Here is an 18,181-nt window from a genome sequence, read left to right as displayed (position 1 = left end):
TGGCAATGCGTTTTTATAATGAAATTTATTATGCGAAATCAATTCTAAATATAGTATCAATATCAACTATTTTAATTAGTTTTTTATTTGCTAAACGTAAAATAAAACGACCTGCAGAAACACGTTTTATGATTTGTCCGATTTCACTCGTTCCGTCTTGATAACTTACCAATACATAGGAGCGATGGACTAGGGCGCTATTAAGAGCAGCTAATATTTCATAGTAGTATTGACTGTAAATACTTAATTTATCTTCATCATAATCGAAAAAATAGTGATAAATTTTCTTAAGTGAGTTTTTCATCAAACCACCCCTTAGAGTTAACCGAACATTTGTTTGACAAATTATATTATAAGAACATTTGTTCCAAAAAACAAGTATTTAAGCAAATTTTTTTAAGAGAATTTTGATTTGTTGAAAATATCATAACTTGAAAATATTTTCATTTTAGTGCAAACTAGATACAATAGCTTTTTGTAAGGGAGTATGGCATGGCAGAAAAAGGTTTGTTACTTGTTCTTTCTGGCCCTTCGGGAGTAGGTAAGGGTACCGTTAAAAGTGCAATCGTGAAAAATAAAGTATTTCCGTTTGAATATTCAGTATCAATGACTACCAGGAAACCCAGGCCTGGAGAAATAAACGGCAAGGACTATTATTTTGTTACTCAAGAACGGTTTAAGCAGGCTATCAGTCAAAATGAACTTTTGGAGTATAATCAATATGTAAATAATTTTTATGGCACTCCTAAGGCACCAGTGAAAAAAATGCTTTATGAAGGTAAGGACGTGCTTTTAGAAATTGATGTCAATGGTGCTAAGAAGGTTAGGAAACAGATGCCTGATGGTGTCTTCATCTTTTTAACACCACCTGATTTACATACTTTGCATACTAGATTAGAAAATCGGGGTACTGAATCCGAGGATGTAATTATGGGTCGAATAAAACAGGCTCGTCAAGAAATTCTGGTAATGCAGGATTATGATTATGCAGTAGTTAATGATACAGTAGCAAATGCTGTTGATCATATAAAAGCGATTGTTGAAGCTGAACACGTGAGTGTTAAACGTGTCATTGATACATATCGGAAAATGGTTAAGGAGGATTAAATTGAGAGTTACGTATCCATCTATAGATAAATTGTTGGCCCAGGTTGATTCGAGATATTCTTTATCAGTTCTTGCTGCAAAAAGAGCACACGAACTTGAGGACGGCGAACCTGAAGCTCTGAAAAATTATAAATCACAAAAACCAGTTGGCAAAGCTTTAGAAGAAATCGAAGCTGGCAAAGTTACCGTTGATCCCAAGCATCGTGAGGTTAATCAGTAATTAATAAAGTTTTATGACCTCCATCCTAAGAAAGATGGAGGTCATTTTTTAAAGGTGATTAAATGATTGCACAGGTTATTGTTGATGTTGCAGCTAAGCAAACAGATCGCATTTTTGAATATCATATTCCTGATGAGTTAGGTGAAGTAGAAATTGGCTCCAGGGTTTTTGTGCCTTTTGGTCCACGCAAGTTACAAGGTTTCGTAGTTGGTTTGAGTAACAAAAGTCAATATCGAGGTAAATTGAAAGACTTGCTTTTGGTGGTAGATGAAATGCCCCCTCTAACCTCTGAATTAATTAGATTATCAAAAGATTTGGCTGATCATGTTTATTCTTATCGAATTACTATTCTTAAAACAATGCTTCCTAGAGTTATGCGTGCCAATTATCGTAAAATTCTGGTGCCGGAATCTTCTAAAGCAAAAAAAATGACTATTTTTCAAGGAAAGCCGTTAGATTTAAATACGATTAATGATAATAAACAAATTGCTGAAATTCGCAAATTGTTAAGAACAAATATGGCCAAAATTGAGTATGTTGTTGAAAATCGGGCTCGGGTCAAAACTGAAAATGAATATTCACTAACGAATAATAAAAAAGAATATATAAATATATATGAATCTTTAAGAAAAAATGCTGTTAAACAAAAGCAGCTCATTATGTATATAATTGAAAATTACGATAAATTTCCAAAAATGCAGAAAGAGATCGAAAATAATGCAAATCTCAGCACTGTTTCATTAACGAATGCTGTCAAAAGAGGCTGGCTTAGAAAAAAACCGGCTGAAATTTATCGTGATCCACTGACAAATTATGAGCAGGAAGAAAAATCAGATAAAAAAATCAAGCTTAACACTGAACAAAAGAACGCATTAGCTAAAATAGAACCAGCAATAATCGAGAAAAAAGCACGTACTTTTTTATTAGAAGGTGTTACTGGCAGTGGTAAGACAGAAGTCTACTTAAATGCTATAAGTACTACTTTAAAGGCTGGAAAAAATGCCTTAATGATGGTTCCTGAAATATCCTTAACCCCGCAAATGGTAAGCCAAGTGAAGAATCGTTTTGGTCAGCAAGTAGCAGTTCTACACAGTGGATTATCAGAAGGAGAACTGTATGATGAATGGCGTCGCATACGCCGAGGCGAAGCACGCGTTGTTGTTGGTGCTCGAAGTGCTGTCTTTGCTCCTTTAAAGAATATCGGCTTAATAGTGATAGACGAAGAGCATGAATCTTCTTATAAACAAGAAGATAATCCGCGTTATCATGCTAGAGATGTTGCAGTTTGGCGCAGCAACTATAACTCATGTCCCCTTGTGCTAGGCAGCGCAACACCCTCATTAGGAAGCAGAGCTCGAGCACAAAAAGATGTTTATCAATTATTGAGACTACCACATCGTGCTAACCAGCAAAGTTTGCCAGAAGTTAAGTTAATAGACTTAAAAAAGGCTCATTTTAATGGTGGGCAATTTGACCTATCTATTCAACTGGTTGAGGCAATAAAAAAAAGGATTGCCAAAAAAGAACAAGTTATTTTAATGCTAAATAGGAGAGGCTTCGCCAACTTTATGTTATGTCGTGAATGCGGCTATGTTATGAAATGTCCAAATTGCGACTTATCTTTGACAATGCATAAAGATACCAATAAAATGCAGTGTCATTATTGTGGCTTTTCTACTGCGATTCCTGAAAAATGTCCTAATTGTCAAAGCACAAAAATCCGCTTCTTGGGTACTGGCACACAAAAAATTATGACAGAGCTTGAAAAAATAATACCAGGCTGCCGTATTTTGCGAATGGATGTTGATACTACACGAAGAAAAGGATCATTTAAAAGGATCTTAGATGCTTTTGGCAATCGTGAAGCAGATATCCTGCTAGGTACGCAAATGATTGCCAAAGGACTGGATTTTCCCAATGTGACCCTAGTAGGCGTTGTTAATGCTGATACGGGATTATGGTTACCAGATTACAACGCCTCTGAAAGAACGTTTGAGTTGTTAACACAAGTGGCAGGACGAGCTGGACGAGCCCAAAAGAAAGGTGAGGTAATTATCCAAACTTTTAATCCTGATCACTATGCTATTAAACTAGCTGAAACTCAGGACTATGAGCAATTTTATCAGTATGAAATGCGTGTTCGTCATGCTGGCAATTATCCGCCTTATTTTTACACGGTGCTAGTTTCTGTTGCGGCCAAAAATGAACAAAATGCTGCTAGAGAAGCTTTTAGAATTAAAAAATGGTTACAACCAAAATTACACCAATCAACAATAGTTTTAGGTCCAACCCCTAGTGCAATTTCTCGCTTAAAAAATCAATATTATTATCAAATACTGGTAAAATATAAAAAAGAGGATAATTTAAACAAGTTATTACACCAAATTCAAGACTCAGCGCAAAAGGTTAAAAAATATGGTTTGTCTGTTTATATTGATAATGAACCAGAGCGCATAATGTAAAGGGGAAATGATTAATGACATCAATAATTTTTTTAGGAACTCCTAAATTTGCTGTACCAATTTTAAAGGCTCTTTCAGAGAATGATTATGAAATAAAAGCCGTGGTTACTCAACCTGATAAAAAAGTTGGACGAAAACAAAAAGTTACTGAAACTCCGGTTAAGATTTTAGCTAAGAAACTGAATTTACCCGTTTTTCAGCCTGAACATTTGGGAAAATCTGCTGAATTAGCTGCTTTAATAAAAATGCACGCTGATTTAATCATCACTGCTGCTTATGGTCAGTTTTTGCCTAGTAAATTTCTGCAATCGGCAAAAATTGCTGCTGTTAACGTTCATGGCTCTCTATTACCAAAATATCGTGGTGGCGCGCCAATTCAATATGCTCTTATTAACGGTGATCAACAAACTGGGGTCACCATTATGGAAATGGTTAAGCAAATGGATGCTGGTGATATTTATGCCCAAAAAGCAATAGATATTCAAAAAGAAGATAATGCAGGAACCTTATTTGAAAAACTGTCTCTTTTAGGTCGTGACTTGCTAATCCAAACTTTGCCGCAAATTATTGCTGATCCGCAGAAAAAGACAGCGCAAGATGAAAATAAAGTGGTTTTTTCACCAAATATCAGCAAAAAACAGGAACAAATAAAATTAAATATGACCGCGACTGAGGCTAATAATTTAATTCGAGGCCTTAATCCTGATCCAGGAGCTTATTTGCTCATTGATGGTAAAAGATTTAAAATATGGCAAGCTGAAGTTGCTGCCGACACGACTAGCTTTCCTGCTGGAGTTGTCGTTGAAAATAAAAAACGATTTGCAATTAGTTTTGCTAATCATACCGTTTTGAATTTACTTGAAGTTCAGCCTTCTGGAAAGAAAAAAATGGCAATTAAAAGTTTTTTGAACGGTCAGGGTAAAAACTTCAGTAAAGGTGATAAGATTGTCAGTTCATAAAAGTGCACGTTCTGTAGCACTTGCAACCTTGATTCGAGTATTTCGTGATGGCTCTTATTCAAATATTAGTTTTAGCAATAATTTGCAGGGAACGAAGCTGTCACAAGCTGACCAAAAGTTGGCAACAAGAATTGTATATGGCACTATTCAGGAAAAGATATATTTGGAGTATCAGTTTCGCGGTCTATTAAAGACTGAACTTAAAGAAGATTACCTTTTGCCATTGTTATTGATGTCCGCCTATCAAATTTTATTTATGAACAGTATTCCAGATCGAGCCGTTCTAAATGAAGCTAATAATCTGGCAAAAGAATTTGGTAGAAAACATTCAGCTGGATTTAAGATTGTTAATGGTATTTTACGTGCTTTCTTAAGAAGGGGACAGATTTTACCTGATGATAAAGGTAAAGTGCTTTTTTTAAGTGTTAAAGAAAGTACTCCCCAGTGGCTAGTTCAGTACCTTATTAATAATTGGGGTGAGAGCAGAACAGCTTCTATCTTGTCAAGTATCAATAAACCAGCAAAAAATACTGTTCGAGTTTCAGGTTTAACTGATTATAATTTGATCAAAGAAGAATTAACTAAATTAGGATTTTTTCCTAATGAATCTCAAATTGCTGATGATGAACTGGTTTTAGCACATGGTGGTGTCTTTAAAACTTCCCTATTTAAAGAAGGAAAATTGACAATTCAAGACGAAGCTGCTAGTTTGGCAGTAAGTGCTTTCACTTTTGCAGGTAATGAAGAAGTTCTTGATGCATGTAGTGCACCAGGTGGAAAAACTATTCAAATTGCTGAAAAGCTAAAACATGGTTATGTTACTGCTCTTGATATTCACAAAAACAAACTGCGTTTGGTTAAGCAAAATGGTAAAAGAATGAAAGTTGAATCAAGAATAAACGTTAAAACGATGGATGCCAGAAAAGCTGATCAAACATTTAAAAAAGGACAATTTGATAAAATCTTGGTGGATGCTCCGTGTTCTGGATTAGGTCTTATAAGAAGAAAACCAGAAATTCGTTATACTAAAACATTACAGGATTTAGTCAAATTACAAAAAATACAATTGGATATTTTAGACCATGTAAGTACGTTGTTAAGTCGAGATGGTGAATTGGTTTATTCTACTTGTACTATTACTCAAGAAGAAGATGAAGACGTTGTTAAGGCTTTTCTAAAAAGTCATACTCAGTTTGAATTACAACCTTTCACTGCGGGTAAACTTAAAGCAACACAAGGGATGCTGAAAATTTTACCTGATAGTTATGGTAGTGACGGCTTTTTTATAGCTAAGTTTAAAATGCGAGGTTAAAGTTTTGATTAGAACAGCATTTGCATCTAGTATCGGGCGAATACGCAAGAGTAATCAGGATTCTGTCCAGGTTTTCAAAAATAAAAGGAACGCATTGTTGGCCATAGTTTGTGATGGTATGGGTGGACATCAGGGAGGTGATGTAGCCTCAACTATGGCTGTAAGTCATTTGGGTCATAATTTTGGCGTTACTGACTTTTACGATTCTGACAGCGCACGCAAGTGGCTAAACGTCCAGCTAAGTAATGAAAATGAAACTATATTAAGAACTGCAGATCGCTTTCCAGATCTAAATGGTATGGGTACCACTATTGTCCTGGCTGCTATTTTTAACAACGAAGCTTTAATTGCACATCTCGGGGATTCAAGAGCATATGGTTACTCTGATGGTAAATTCATCCAGTTAGTTGAAGATCATTCCCTTGTTAATGAGTTAGTAAAATTAGGACAAATTACGAAGCAACAGGCTAGAAATCACCCTCAAAAAAATATTATTACTCAATCACTGGGGGTTTCTAGTACAATTGATCCAGAGTTTAAACAAGTAACTTTAAATGATAACGATATTATTTTGCTTTGTACCGATGGGTTAACAAACTCATTAAGTGACCCACAGATTCAGCAAATTCTTGCTACAAAAGATTTATCATTAAAGAATCGGTGTCAAAAATTGATTGATGAAGCTAACCGCTTAGGTGGTGAGGATAATATTACTGCTTGCTTAATTCTAAACGAAGGCGGTGACGGTAAATGATAAATAAGGGCTATTTGTTAGGCGATCGTTACCGTATAATCGATACTTTGGGTGAAGGTGGCATGGCAAATGTTTATCTTGCTGAAGACATAATTTTACAGCGAAAAGTTGCGGTTAAAATTTTGCGACTTGATTTGCAAAAAGAACCGCAAACTTTGGCTCGTTTTCAAAGAGAAGCACTGGCAACGAGCGAACTGAGCCATCCTAATATAGTAATGGTTCTTGATGTTGGCACTGATCATGGACTGCCATACATGGTAATGGAATATGTCGATGGACCAGATTTAAAAGACTATATTAGAGCAAATTCTCCTTTGCATTTAGGAGATATTATCCGCATTATGGACCAAATACTAAGTGCAATGTCCCTGGCTCATAAACATAATGTTATTCACAGAGATCTAAAACCGCAAAATATTTTAATGGATAAGCATGGAAATATAAAAATTGCCGATTTTGGCATTGCTGTGGCTCTTAATCAGAATTCAGTTACCCAAACTAACTCAGCGATTGGTTCTGTCCATTACATGTCTCCTGAGCAAACGAGGGGAGGACTCGTCACCAAGCAGTCTGATATTTATTCTTTAGGCATAATTCTATATGAATTAATTACTGGTCATGTTCCATTTAACGGAGATTCAGCTGTTTCAATTGCTTTAAAACACGCACAAGAGCCAATTCCCTCGATACGAAAACAAGATCCAAACATTCCCCAATCTTTAGAAAATGTTGTTTTAAAAGCTACTGCTAAAGATCCACGTGACAGATATGATTCAGCCAAAGAAATGAAAGATGATCTCGACAGTAGTTTAGAGCCAGGTAGGGCTAATGAACCGGTTTTTAAGCCAACTCATGGGAATAATGATGACGAAACCATTATATTACCTAATTTCAAATCTGATCCAAATAGCAATAGATTAGATGAAGAAAGCAGAACACAGAATGATGAATCAGGTGATAAGTCCAAAGTAAATCATTCCAGTTTTACACAGGCTTTGCGTAAACATAAATGGTGGTGGCTTTTTGTTGGAATTGCTGCGGTTTTAATCGTTGGATTAATGTTTTTTGTTTTAAACAGCAACAATCATAAAGATGTACGTATTCCAGACGTTACAAATATGAGCGAAAGAAGCGCAAGAAATAGGCTTGAGATGGTAGGCTTGAAAGTAGGCAAAATAAAACACCGGAGTTCTGACAGTATAGATCGTGGTAAAGTAATTGAAACTTCACCTACTGCAGGAGTAGAAATAAAACGAGGCAGATACATTGATCTTTATATATCAGATGGAGCAGGTATGGTAAGAGTACCTGATGTCACTGGAGACGAATATGAAATAGCAGTACACAAGCTAGAAAAATTGGGCTTTGAAATAATTCGCGAAAACCAATTTTCTTATAACGTTCCACCTGATCATGTTATTTCTCAAAGTGTTGCAGCTGATGTGGAGGTAAAGCCAGACCAAACAACCATTACTTTAACTGTGTCAAAAGGAAAGAATCATCGCGCAAAAGATCATATGACTAAATTACCGGATCTAACTAATTATTCATTGAAGGAAGCGCAAGAATTTGCACATAAGCATGGTTTAACTTTGCAAGTCAGTTCTGCGTATTCAAATAAAGTTAAAAAGGGTATGATTATTTCAATGAGTCCGGCAGCTGGTACTAAAGTACCAAAGGGAAGTACAATTTCAGTTAATGTTTCTGAAGGCGCAAAAAAAGAGCGTGATCTAACAGCTATAAAAAACTTCACAGTTAGTTATGAAGATAATGATGAAGATGATTCAGATGACAAGCGGGGGAATCATGTTCAAATTTATGTTTCAGATGATAATCATTCAATTAACAATATTTATCGGGATCTTTACATTAAAAAAGATATGAATTTTTCAATACCATTTGAACTTAAGGATGGTCCTGGTCAGCTGAAAGTAGTGCGTGACGGGCAGACAATTTTGAATGAGAAGGTCAAAAATGATTAAAGAAGATCAGGGAATTGTTACTGGTCTGATTGCTGGCTTTTATGACGTTCAGACGAGCACTGATACAATAAGAACCCGTGCCAGAGGGGTTTTCCGTAAAAATAATTTAAAACCTACTGTTGGTGATCACGTTAAGATTCAAATTGATGATCAAGGCACAAGTTATTTGGTTGCAGTGTTGCCTCGCCAAAACCTGATTGGTCGTCCTGCTGTAGCCAATGTGACTCAAATTTTACTCGTAATGTCTGCTGTACAACCAGATTTTTCATTACAATTGCTAGATCGCTTTCTAACTTATTTTTCTTGGAAAAACATTGCTGTAAGTATTTTTTTATCGAAAAGAGATTTAGTTGGTATATCCGACCTAGATAAAATTCAAAAAAATTTGAATTATTATCAAGAAGTAGGCTATAAGGTCTATTATAGTAAAAAAGAAGTTGCAAGTAATTTACCTAATGACATTGGTTCCGAGCAGATATGGACTTTAGCAGGCCAATCAGGTGCGGGCAAATCAACTTTAATTAACTCACTAAAAAGTGGTCTGCACCAAGAAACTGGGATTATTTCAAATTCCTTAAATCGTGGCAAGCACACAACAAGAACAGTAAACCTCTTTCCTTTAGGTAAGGGTTACCTTGCGGATACACCAGGGTTTTCAGCAATTGATTTAACTCCAATTAAAATAAATGAATTATGCAATTATTTTATTGAGTTTAGAAGAGCAAGTAAATTCTGTAAATTCCGTGGTTGCCAACATCTTAATGAACCCAAGTGCAGAGTAAAAGAACTAGTTGAAACAGGCGAAATAAAAAAAAGCCGCTATGATGATTACTTGTTATTGCGCAAAGAAATAGAAAATGGCAAATTACCAGAATATTTAAAGTAAGGAGAATACAGTGATAGCACCATCAATACTAAATATTAATAACTTAAATTTAGAAAAAGACATTCAAACAGCTGTGAATGCAGGCATTAACCGATTTCACATTGACATCATGGATGGGCATTTCGTACCTAATTTATCTTTTGGGCCACAACTTGTTTCAGATTTCAAAAAAGCTTTTCCATCTATTGTGGCCGAGATTCACTTGATGAGTAACAATCCTGATGATTTGGTACCAGCTTTTACTAAGGCCGGTGCTCAAATAATGTTGCTTCATTATGAAGCAATGACTGAAGAGAAACTAAATTACTGGTTAGATTATTTAAATGAAAATCAAGTTAAAGCTGGTGTGGTTCTTAACCCTGATACTTCCGTATCTGTACTTTCCAAATTTATTTCTAAAATAGATCAAATTTTATTAATGACAGTTTTTCCTGGCTTTGGTGGACAAAAATTTATTCCAGATTCTCTTTCTAGAATTAAAGAAGCATCAAATTTAGTAAATGGAAAAGTTCCTATTGAAGTTGATGGAGGAATCAACGGACAAACTGCTAAAAAAGCTAAAGATGCAGGAGCAGAAATTTTTGTAGCTGGATCATACCTTTTTTGTCAAAATAGTGTTGAACAACAAATTGCTGAACTGAAAGGTATATTAGAATGAAAGCATGGGCGTTGCTAGGCGCTCCTAAACAGTTATGGCCTAATGATCTTAAAAAGCAGCTTTTAGCAGCCAAAAAAAACGGCGATTTAATAATCGGAGTTGATCGTGGGACTTATCTTTTAGAAGAAATGGGTATAAAGGCCGATTTAGCTGAAGGAGATTTTGATTCATTGCAAAAAAATGAATTAGCTGCAATTGAAAAAAATGTTAATGATATCAGGTATTCTCTTCCAGAAAAAGACTTGACGGATGCTGAAATGGTTATTAGATGTGCTTTTATAGATTATCATGCTTCTCATTTAAGCCTTTTTGGAGCAACTGGAGGGCGATTAGATCATTTTCTATCTAATTTATTTATGGTTCTTAAACCTGGATTTAACCAGTTTGCTGAAAGCATCGAACTTATTGACCAACAAAATTCAATCAGATTCTACAATAACGGACAACATTTGATAGAAAAATTACCAACTTATAAATATTTTGGAGTAATACCATTAACAGCTGTTCAAAATTTAAAAATTACGGGAGCTAAATATAATTTAACAGATTTTAGCGGGAATAATCCTGTCTCGTTTAGTTCGAATGAATTTTTACCTAATAAAGATCAATTTGAATTATCATTTAAAAAAGGAACTGTTGCAGTTATTCAATCTAGGGACATTGATCGCTTTCAAAATATCAAATAATAAAAACAGCAGATTCTGAAGCTAACCCCTAAAACTGGACGTTAGTTTTATATCATTTTACTTAAGGCTTGATTCCGATATTGAATCGGAGTTAAGCCTTTTAGTTTGTGCCGAATTCTATCTTCATTGTAATAACTTAGCCATTCTTTTATTGCCTTAACCAATTGTTTCTTAGTATCAAAGTGATGTGTAAAATAATTCATTTCAACTTTCATAATGTGAAAGAAACTTTCCATAGCTGCATTATCATGATATGTAGCTCTTCGTGACATGCTTTGAAATACTTTATGTTTTCGTAAAGCATGTCGATATGGATTAGATTAATATTGAATTCCTTGATCACTATGGATTATCATTCGATAATTTAATAGCTTTTGTCTTGCAGTAAACACTCCCTCTAATCCTTCTAGAACATATCTTGTTAATGGACGATCGGTGATCGTATAACTAATAATTTCACCATTGAATAAGTCCTTAAATGGCGATAAATATACACGATCACGGATAGTCATGTTACCATATCTAAATTCACTAATATCAGTTACGACCTTTTGATATGGTCTATCAGTCTTAAACTTTTGATGGAACCGATTCTTAGCTTTCTTATTTTGTGGACCCTTTGAAGAATCATATTTATCGGCTCTCAGATTATATTTATTAGCTCCTAAATTGTTCTCACGCATTAAGCGTTGGACACGTTTATGATTAATCATTAGGTGATAAGTCATCATCATAATTTTCGATACTTTGAATAGCAGAAAACAGCTTATTTCTTAAATTAATAGCATAGGACAATAAAAACAATTCAATTTTAAAATAAGGATAGTTACTAAGATGACGAAAGAAGGGAAAGAAGACAAGCAAAAAGACTTATTGCATTATTTGATGATTTATTTATGTAGCAGCTACGCCAATATTGTGCACCTCAAAGCTCGACGGCTGCCTAACCAACCAGATCAAGTACTGTGCCACAAGCAAAGCAATTTTATCTTTCTAGTGATGATGCACCTTGGATTAGAGAAAGGGTTAAATATTACCTAATTGTAAGCTTGTTTTAAATTGCTTTCACTTATTGAAATATTGTCGTAAGGCTGCTGTTAATACTAAAATAGCCGCCACTTATTGTTTATATCACTTGGGGCTTTAAACAGTCAACGCGACAAAGTAGAATTATATTTTAAAACGCGTTATAGTGATCGAGCTTTAACATTACCCAAATCGAGATGTTAAAGAAGGTCAAAACTTATATCTTAGGCAACTGGCAAGCTATTTTAAATACGCAGACTACTACTTATCAGCGGTGAAGGTCATATAAGTGGTAATATAACTAAGTATTTGCTTGAAAAGTAAATAAAAATTATTAAAGAGTAGCAAATTAAGCGTGAAGATCAGCACTTTAAGGTAAAAAATGTAGTATTATGAGCATTTTCAAGCAAACTTTGACGAAGCAGTTAAGACACATTACTGGCATCAAAGAATTATTAATGGCGGTAAAATATTAGAACTATCTGAGCAAATAATTTAAAAAGTGAAACCTGCAACTAGCAGCAGGTAAGGGCTAAAAGTTTATTACACACAAAAAGTTGACGCTAACAATTAACATTAACTGTTATTAATATAAATAATAAAAATGTTATAATCATTGTGTTAAATAAAATTTATTTAGAAGGGATTTAACTATGGAAAAAGAATTCAGTAAGTTGCTCAATATAATTTCTGAGATATCTGGAGAAAATAAAGAAACAATAAAAAAGAGTGATAAGTTAATTGTTGATATGGATTTTGACTCATTAATGATGATTGATTTAATTCAGACAATTGAGTTTGAATATGGATTATCTGAAAAATCCATTGATTATAAAGAACTTAGTGAGGAAATTACCGTAGGCGAGGTTTGGAGTATAATTCAGAAAGAATTAGGTATTAATGTATCAAAATATGAAAAAAACGTATCAAGTATAAATTCATTTCCTGAAATAATTAAATTTGACGAAATACAAAAGAAGTATGGAGATAAGGTGCCATATTTTATTAGGATGAAGGAGTGCCTACTAATTATATAAATGAAGGAGGCAAAACATATATAAATTATTCTACATATAACTACTTGGGATTAAATGGTGATAGTAATGTAAAAGAAGCTGCTAAAGTTGCTATAGACAAGTATGGAACATCTGTGTCTGGTAGTAGGCTATTAGGAGGAGAGCTAAAAATTCATGAAGATTTAGAACATGCGATTGCACAATTTTTAGGTACGGAAGATTCCATTGTACAAGTAGGTGGACATAGTACAAATGTAAACATGATTGGTAATATTGTTAATGAAAAAGATTTGATTGTTCATGATGAACTTGCTCATAATAGTATAGTTGAAGGAGCGAAGCTTTCGCATGCAATGAGACGCTCATTTAAGCACAATGATATGGTATCTTTAGAAAAAGTATTAAAGAGATTAAGAGATAATTATAGGCGTACCTTGTTAATTGTTGAGGGTGCTTATTCCATGGATGGTGACATTTGTAATCTGCCTAAATTACTTGAATTAAAAGAGAAATATGGTTGTATTTTAATGATAGATGAAGCTCATTCATTTGGAACAGTTGGAAAAAGAGGAGCTGGCATCTGTGATTATTTTGATATTGATCCGAAAAATATTGATATTTTAATGGGAACTTTAAGTAAAACTTGTGCTAGCTGTGGAAGCTATATAGCTGGTAGCAAAACTCTTATAAATTATTTAAAGTATAATTCACCTGGCTTTGTTTTTAGCGCAGGTATTACGCCAGCTAATACTGCAAGTGCTTTAGCTGCTATTAATATATTTAAAAGCGATCAAAGTAGATTGAAATCGCTTAAGCGAAATTCAAAAATTTTATTAAATGAAATTAAAAATTTAGGTTATGATACAGGAAATAGTAAGGACACACCTATAATACCAATAATTTTAGGAGAATCTGAAAAAGCTATGAAGCTTTCAAAATTTCTTCGATTTAATGGTATAAATGCTTTACCAATAATCTATCCAGCAGTAAAAGAAAGTGAGGCAAGAATTAGATTTTTTGTCTCTAGTATGCATACTGATAAAAATATAAAAGATACTTTACATATTCTCCGAGAATTTAAGGCAAAAGAGGCTATGTAATGAAAACTACCATAATATACGCACATCCTTATATAAGAAGCTTTAACCATGCAATACTTAATAAGGTTACAGAAGCATTGATAAATAATAAAGAAGATTATGAAGTTATAGATTTGTATAATGATAAATTTGATCCAACATATTCCACTGAAGAACTATCTTTATTTAGTGTTGGAAAGACAATTGATCCTTTAGTTAGTAAGTATCAGAAGATCATCAAAAGTACAGATAAAGTTATATTTATTTTCCCAGTATGGTGGAATGATACTCCAGCCATTATAAAGGGGTTTATTGATAAAATAATGAAAAAGGACTTTGCTTACAATGTAGGCAGTACGGGAGTAATAGGAAACCTTAAAAATATAAAAAAGACTTTGATTCTTACGACTTCGACTTCTCCGACATTTTATTTGAAAATGTTTTGTGGCAATGCTATTAAAGGAGTTTTTATTAACAGTACACTTAAACAGCTTAATTTCCAAAAGCGAGTATGGAAAAATTTTGGAAGTATTGATCATAGTAGTATAAGTAGAAGAAATAAATATTTAGAAAAGATAGCTAATTATGTGATTGAATGGGTTGGTGAAAACTAATTGAATCGAGTAGTTGTAACTGGTTTAGGAACAATTAATCCCTTAGGTAATAATGTTATTTCAACTTGGGAAGCAGCTCAAAAAGGTAATAATAATTTTGAATACTATGAAAAATTAAATGTTACTATTAGTCGAGTAAGAGCAGAACTGTCTGATTTTTTGTCAAAAAGAGAACAAAGATATCAGGATCGTGTTTCACAATTAGCAATGGTTTCGACTATGGAAGCTGTTAATGATAGTGCACTTTTACAAAAAGATTTAGATAGAGCAATTATAGGAGTTGGAACTTCAATTGGTGGGGTTAACACCACAGTTGAAGAAACCAAGAAAGCCACTCAAAAGTCTATTAAAGCAATAGGTATTAGGACTATAATTAAAATGTTACCTAATATGATAGCGTCAAATCTATCAATTAAATTGGGAATTCATGGAAGTATTACAACATATAGTGCAGCATGTGCTTCCGGTAGTGTGAGTATAGGGGAAACATTTAGAAAACTACAAAATGGTGATGCCGATGTTGGTATTGTTATAGGAGCAGAATCTTGCTTAAATGATGAAGCAATAGAAGCATTTAAAAAATTAGGCGTGTTATCAGATAATCAAGATTTAGATAAAGCTTCTGTGCCGTTTATGAACAATAGGTCAGGCTTTGTTATGTCTGAAGGTGCTTCTACTATTATTTTGGAAAATATGGGTCATGCTTTAAAAAGGAATGCTAGAATTTATGGAGAAATATTAGGCTATGGCAATTATTCAGATGGGCTATCTTTAGTTGCACCAAGTAGTGAGGGTATGATATTAGCGATGAAACAAGCAATTTTAGATGCTAAAATTGATGCACAACAGGTAGCATATATAAATGCTCATGGAACTTCTACGATAGCTAATGATAGAGAAGAAGCTAATGCAATTTCATCTATTTTTTCTAGTAATAAAACTAAAGTTTCTTCTACAAAGGCAATTTTTGGTCATATGCTTGGAGGTTCTGGTACATTAGAAGCTTTACTATGTATGAAAATGTTAGAAAAAGGCATATGCATACAGCAATTTGGAATTAATAATACAAATTTAGATAATACATCAGAAAATTTTTCTAATATGCTATTAAGAAGTAATAGTAGTTTAAAAAATTATGTAATGTCTAATTCTTTTGCTTTCGGTGGTACTAATGCTGTTTTAATTTTTGGTAAGGTGAACTAAAATTTTAAAATATTAGATTTACATAGATGTAAAATTAAAAGCTAAAGGTGGGTTTTCTTATCTTTCGTGATATATTAGCATTTTATAAGAAAATATACGTAACTAAGCCTTTTCTAAAATTAAGAGTTAGTTGTCAAACATCTTAAAGTAGATAGTAGGTAAAAGTATGATGATATTTTTATTTACTTTTTCTTTTATAATTAAAGTTGAGATCGACAACAGAATTGAATTTTTGACGCTTTGTCAAATTTGTTGATAAAGATAAATAGTAAATTAGATTCGAGTCTGGGAAAAAACTAGCTTATTAGACAAAAAAATATAGACCAAGAATTTCTCTTTAGAAATACTTGATCTATTTTTTTCTTGCCTCGCAAGTGTGTTCTTCGCATACCAAATACACTCTTCATATGCCCAAAGACTGGCTCGACATCTATTTTTTACACCCATAGATACGTTTACCTTCGTCACTTTGAAGAGTTTGTTTGGCTTTTTCTTTTAAATATTGCCAGTTGGGGTTATATTGCACCTGTCTTTGGATCCCGCTCTTAGTTTTAGCTAGCTTAATCAGTTCTGTTAACTGAAACTCATCTGCTTCATAGATTTTTTAAAATCAGATATTAAAAAAATTAATCTGAACTCTAAAATTAGGACAGATTATTAAACTTTAACTTAGGACTAGTTCCCGATATTTTATCGGGGCTAGTCCTTTTAATTTTATTTTGATTCTTTCATTATTGTAATAATCGATATATTCTCTGATCGCCTGTTCTAATTCAGTTAGATTCTTAAAATTTTTTTCAAACCCATAAAACATTTCTCTCTTTAAAATGCCAAAGAAGCCTTCCATTAACCCATCATCTAAGGAATTCCCCTTACGTGACATTGATTGCTCAACACCATGATTCTTAAGCCATGCCTGAAATGATGCGTGCTGATACTGCCAGCCTTGATCGGTATGAAAGACTAAGCCATTTAATGCTGGATGTTTCTGCCAAGCTAACTTTAACATGTCCATTGTTTGCTTTAAATTAGGACTGCGGGAAATCGTGTAAGAAATAATTTCCTGCGTGCAGCCATCAATAATTGGCGACAAGTATGTTTTTTGACCGTTAAGCTTAAATTCAGTCACATCAGAATACCATTTACGATCAGGTAAAATAGAGAAGAAGTTACGTCTAATTAAATCAGGCTTAATTGGACCTTGACTGCCGCGATAGCTGTTGTACTTCCGCCAGCCCTTGATTCTAATACCATATAATTTCATTTTAGTCATTAATCTTTGGATCTTTTTATGATTAACTTTAATACCTAAATTTTGAATTGTTTGAGCAACACGGCGATAGCCATAATGATGTTTGTTATCTTCATATATTTTGCGTATTAAGGTCATTAACGGTTGATTTTTTGCATCTTTATCTTTCTTATTAATGGTGTAGTAATAATTACTGCGTGACATGTGCGGCAGATCAGGATTGGCGTTAATAGTTTCAAGAATAAAAGTTACACTGACTTTAAGTTCACGTCTTAGCTGGGTAACTGCCGCAGCTATTTCTTCGGCTTTTGGTTCTTGTTCCTTTGGTTGACTAAGACGTGCAATTTTTTTACAAATTCGTTCTCGATAGTAAGTTTTAAGTTCGCTTGGCGTAAGGCTTGGTTTTCTTGCTTTAAGCGGTGATTTTCCTGCTTGATCAGCTTGTTTTTGGCTTTCATGACGAGGGCGTCCTTTCGGTTTAATAATGACATTATACCCGTTTTCTTTGTAAGAGCGCACCCAATTAAACAGTATACCTGGACTCTTAAGTCCTAAGTCCAGCGCAACACTGTACAAAGACTCATGATTAACTATGACACGTCTAATAGCCTGTTCTTTAAATTCTGCAGAATAAGTAATGTAGGATTTATTGAGGATACTAAAACCATGGCGATCGATTAAAGCAACTAAGTAGTTAAGTACACTAATATTTACATCATATCTGCGACTTAATTCTCCAGAACCAACCTGATAGTTTTTCCATAGATTATAGATATCAATTTTGTCTTGCTTAGATAATTTAGACATAATAAAAACCTCAAAATTAATTTGTCTTAATTTGAAGTGCTCCATAATAGTTAGACATTAATCTGACTATTAGGAGCACTTTTTTCATGACTAAATATTCAACTACTTTGAAAATGGAAATTTGCAGTAAATACTTATCCCACCAAACCTCTTTAGCT

Annotated in this window: 19 protein-coding genes and 1 pseudogene; 15 read left to right on the top strand and 5 right to left on the bottom strand. The window is 33.7% G+C overall.

Going from position 1 to position 18,181, the window contains the following annotated elements; all coding sequences use genetic code 11:
- Positions 1–28: 28 nt before the first annotated feature.
- Positions 29–304, bottom strand: a complete 276-nt coding sequence (locus tag ERK18_RS08975) for a hypothetical protein (RefSeq protein WP_046332278.1) — start codon at positions 302–304, stop codon at positions 29–31.
- A gap of 188 nt (positions 305–492) precedes the next feature.
- On the opposite strand from ERK18_RS08975, the gene gmk reads away from it, so the two are divergent.
- The 10 genes from gmk to ERK18_RS08925 all read left to right on the top strand — a co-directional run bounded on the left by gmk (position 493) and on the right by ERK18_RS08925 (position 11,026).
- Positions 493–1,107, top strand: coding sequence for a guanylate kinase (gmk, locus tag ERK18_RS08970; RefSeq protein WP_187155165.1), 615 nt, complete (start codon positions 493–495; stop codon positions 1,105–1,107).
- Position 1,108: 1 nt separating this feature from the next.
- The gene (rpoZ, locus tag ERK18_RS08965) at positions 1,109–1,327 is read left to right on the top strand and encodes a DNA-directed RNA polymerase subunit omega (RefSeq protein ID WP_046332276.1); all 219 of its coding nucleotides are present in this window, start codon (positions 1,109–1,111) and stop codon (positions 1,325–1,327) included.
- 62 nt (positions 1,328–1,389) lie between these two features.
- Positions 1,390–3,789, top strand: a complete 2,400-nt coding sequence (priA, locus tag ERK18_RS08960; RefSeq protein ID WP_187155164.1) for a primosomal protein N' — start codon at positions 1,390–1,392, stop codon at positions 3,787–3,789.
- A gap of 14 nt (positions 3,790–3,803) precedes the next feature.
- Positions 3,804–4,748, top strand: a complete 945-nt coding sequence (gene fmt / locus ERK18_RS08955; RefSeq protein ID WP_187155163.1) for a methionyl-tRNA formyltransferase — start codon at positions 3,804–3,806, stop codon at positions 4,746–4,748.
- Positions 4,735–6,060 (top strand): 16S rRNA (cytosine(967)-C(5))-methyltransferase RsmB, encoded by a 1,326-nt coding sequence (rsmB, locus tag ERK18_RS08950; RefSeq protein ID WP_187155162.1) that lies wholly within the window; start codon positions 4,735–4,737, stop codon positions 6,058–6,060. The genes fmt and rsmB overlap by 14 nt, the downstream gene beginning before the upstream one ends.
- Positions 6,061–6,064: 4 nt before the next feature.
- The gene (locus ERK18_RS08945; protein WP_034981301.1) at positions 6,065–6,814 is read left to right on the top strand and encodes a Stp1/IreP family PP2C-type Ser/Thr phosphatase; all 750 of its coding nucleotides are present in this window, start codon (positions 6,065–6,067) and stop codon (positions 6,812–6,814) included.
- A complete protein-coding gene (gene pknB / locus ERK18_RS08940; RefSeq protein ID WP_187155161.1) occupies positions 6,811–8,796 on the top strand; it encodes a Stk1 family PASTA domain-containing Ser/Thr kinase in 1,986 nt (661 codons plus the stop codon). Before ERK18_RS08945 ends, pknB begins: the two co-directional genes overlap by 4 nt.
- The gene (gene rsgA / locus ERK18_RS08935; RefSeq protein WP_373307191.1) at positions 8,792–9,682 is read left to right on the top strand and encodes a ribosome small subunit-dependent GTPase A; all 891 of its coding nucleotides are present in this window, start codon (positions 8,792–8,794) and stop codon (positions 9,680–9,682) included. The genes pknB and rsgA overlap by 5 nt, the downstream gene beginning before the upstream one ends.
- 10 nt (positions 9,683–9,692) lie before the next feature.
- Positions 9,693–10,340 (top strand): ribulose-phosphate 3-epimerase, encoded by a 648-nt coding sequence (rpe, locus tag ERK18_RS08930; RefSeq protein ID WP_187155159.1) that lies wholly within the window; start codon positions 9,693–9,695, stop codon positions 10,338–10,340.
- Positions 10,337–11,026, top strand: a complete 690-nt coding sequence (locus ERK18_RS08925; RefSeq protein ID WP_109586432.1) for a thiamine diphosphokinase — start codon at positions 10,337–10,339, stop codon at positions 11,024–11,026. Before rpe ends, ERK18_RS08925 begins: the two co-directional genes overlap by 4 nt.
- 47 nt (positions 11,027–11,073) lie before the next feature.
- On the opposite strand, the gene ERK18_RS08920 is transcribed toward ERK18_RS08925, so the two are convergent.
- Both ERK18_RS08920 and ERK18_RS08915 read right to left on the bottom strand, forming a co-directional pair.
- Positions 11,074–11,298 carry an IS3 family transposase gene (locus ERK18_RS08920; RefSeq protein ID WP_187155158.1) on the bottom strand — a complete coding sequence of 75 codons (225 nt, stop codon included), beginning with the start codon at positions 11,296–11,298 and terminating at the stop codon, positions 11,074–11,076.
- Positions 11,299–11,346: 48 nt separating this feature from the next.
- Positions 11,347–11,739, bottom strand: a complete 393-nt coding sequence (locus ERK18_RS08915) for a DDE-type integrase/transposase/recombinase (protein ID WP_152560586.1) — start codon at positions 11,737–11,739, stop codon at positions 11,347–11,349.
- A gap of 121 nt (positions 11,740–11,860) precedes the next feature.
- On the opposite strand from ERK18_RS08915, the gene ERK18_RS08910 reads away from it, so the two are divergent.
- The 5 genes from ERK18_RS08910 (at position 11,861) to ERK18_RS08890 (ending at position 15,964) form a co-directional block, all read left to right on the top strand.
- The gene (locus ERK18_RS08910; protein ID WP_187155157.1) at positions 11,861–12,067 is read left to right on the top strand and encodes a hypothetical protein; all 207 of its coding nucleotides are present in this window, start codon (positions 11,861–11,863) and stop codon (positions 12,065–12,067) included.
- A gap of 638 nt (positions 12,068–12,705) precedes the next feature.
- Positions 12,706–13,089: an acyl carrier protein gene (locus tag ERK18_RS08905; protein ID WP_052059689.1), complete on the top strand. Its 384-nt coding sequence runs from the start codon at positions 12,706–12,708 to the stop codon at positions 13,087–13,089.
- Positions 13,071–14,168 carry an aminotransferase class I/II-fold pyridoxal phosphate-dependent enzyme gene (locus ERK18_RS08900; RefSeq protein ID WP_052059688.1) on the top strand — a complete coding sequence of 366 codons (1,098 nt, stop codon included), beginning with the start codon at positions 13,071–13,073 and terminating at the stop codon, positions 14,166–14,168. The genes ERK18_RS08905 and ERK18_RS08900 overlap by 19 nt, the downstream gene beginning before the upstream one ends.
- Positions 14,168–14,761 carry an NAD(P)H-dependent oxidoreductase gene (locus ERK18_RS08895; RefSeq protein ID WP_038524445.1) on the top strand — a complete coding sequence of 198 codons (594 nt, stop codon included), beginning with the start codon at positions 14,168–14,170 and terminating at the stop codon, positions 14,759–14,761. Before ERK18_RS08900 ends, ERK18_RS08895 begins: the two co-directional genes overlap by 1 nt.
- On the top strand, positions 14,762–15,964 hold the full coding sequence (locus tag ERK18_RS08890; RefSeq protein ID WP_122052582.1) for a beta-ketoacyl-[acyl-carrier-protein] synthase family protein: 1,203 nt from the start codon (positions 14,762–14,764) through the stop codon (positions 15,962–15,964).
- A 353-nt stretch (positions 15,965–16,317) separates the two neighbouring features.
- On the opposite strand, the pseudogene ERK18_RS08885 reads toward ERK18_RS08890, so the two are convergent.
- Positions 16,318–16,568 (bottom strand): annotated as a pseudogene (locus tag ERK18_RS08885) (transposase); the annotation flags it as partial.
- 60 nt (positions 16,569–16,628) lie between these two features.
- Complete coding sequence (locus ERK18_RS08880; protein ID WP_222710143.1) at positions 16,629–18,023, bottom strand: IS3 family transposase; 1,395 nt, start codon at positions 18,021–18,023, stop codon at positions 16,629–16,631.
- Positions 18,024–18,181 lie beyond the last annotated feature (158 nt).

The sequence above is a fragment of the Lactobacillus kimbladii genome (genome assembly GCF_014323605.1).
GTDB lineage: Bacteria > Bacillota > Bacilli > Lactobacillales > Lactobacillaceae > Lactobacillus > Lactobacillus kimbladii_B.
Note: the sequence above shows the minus strand (reverse complement) of the source record. Positions and strands in the feature narration are given on the sequence as shown.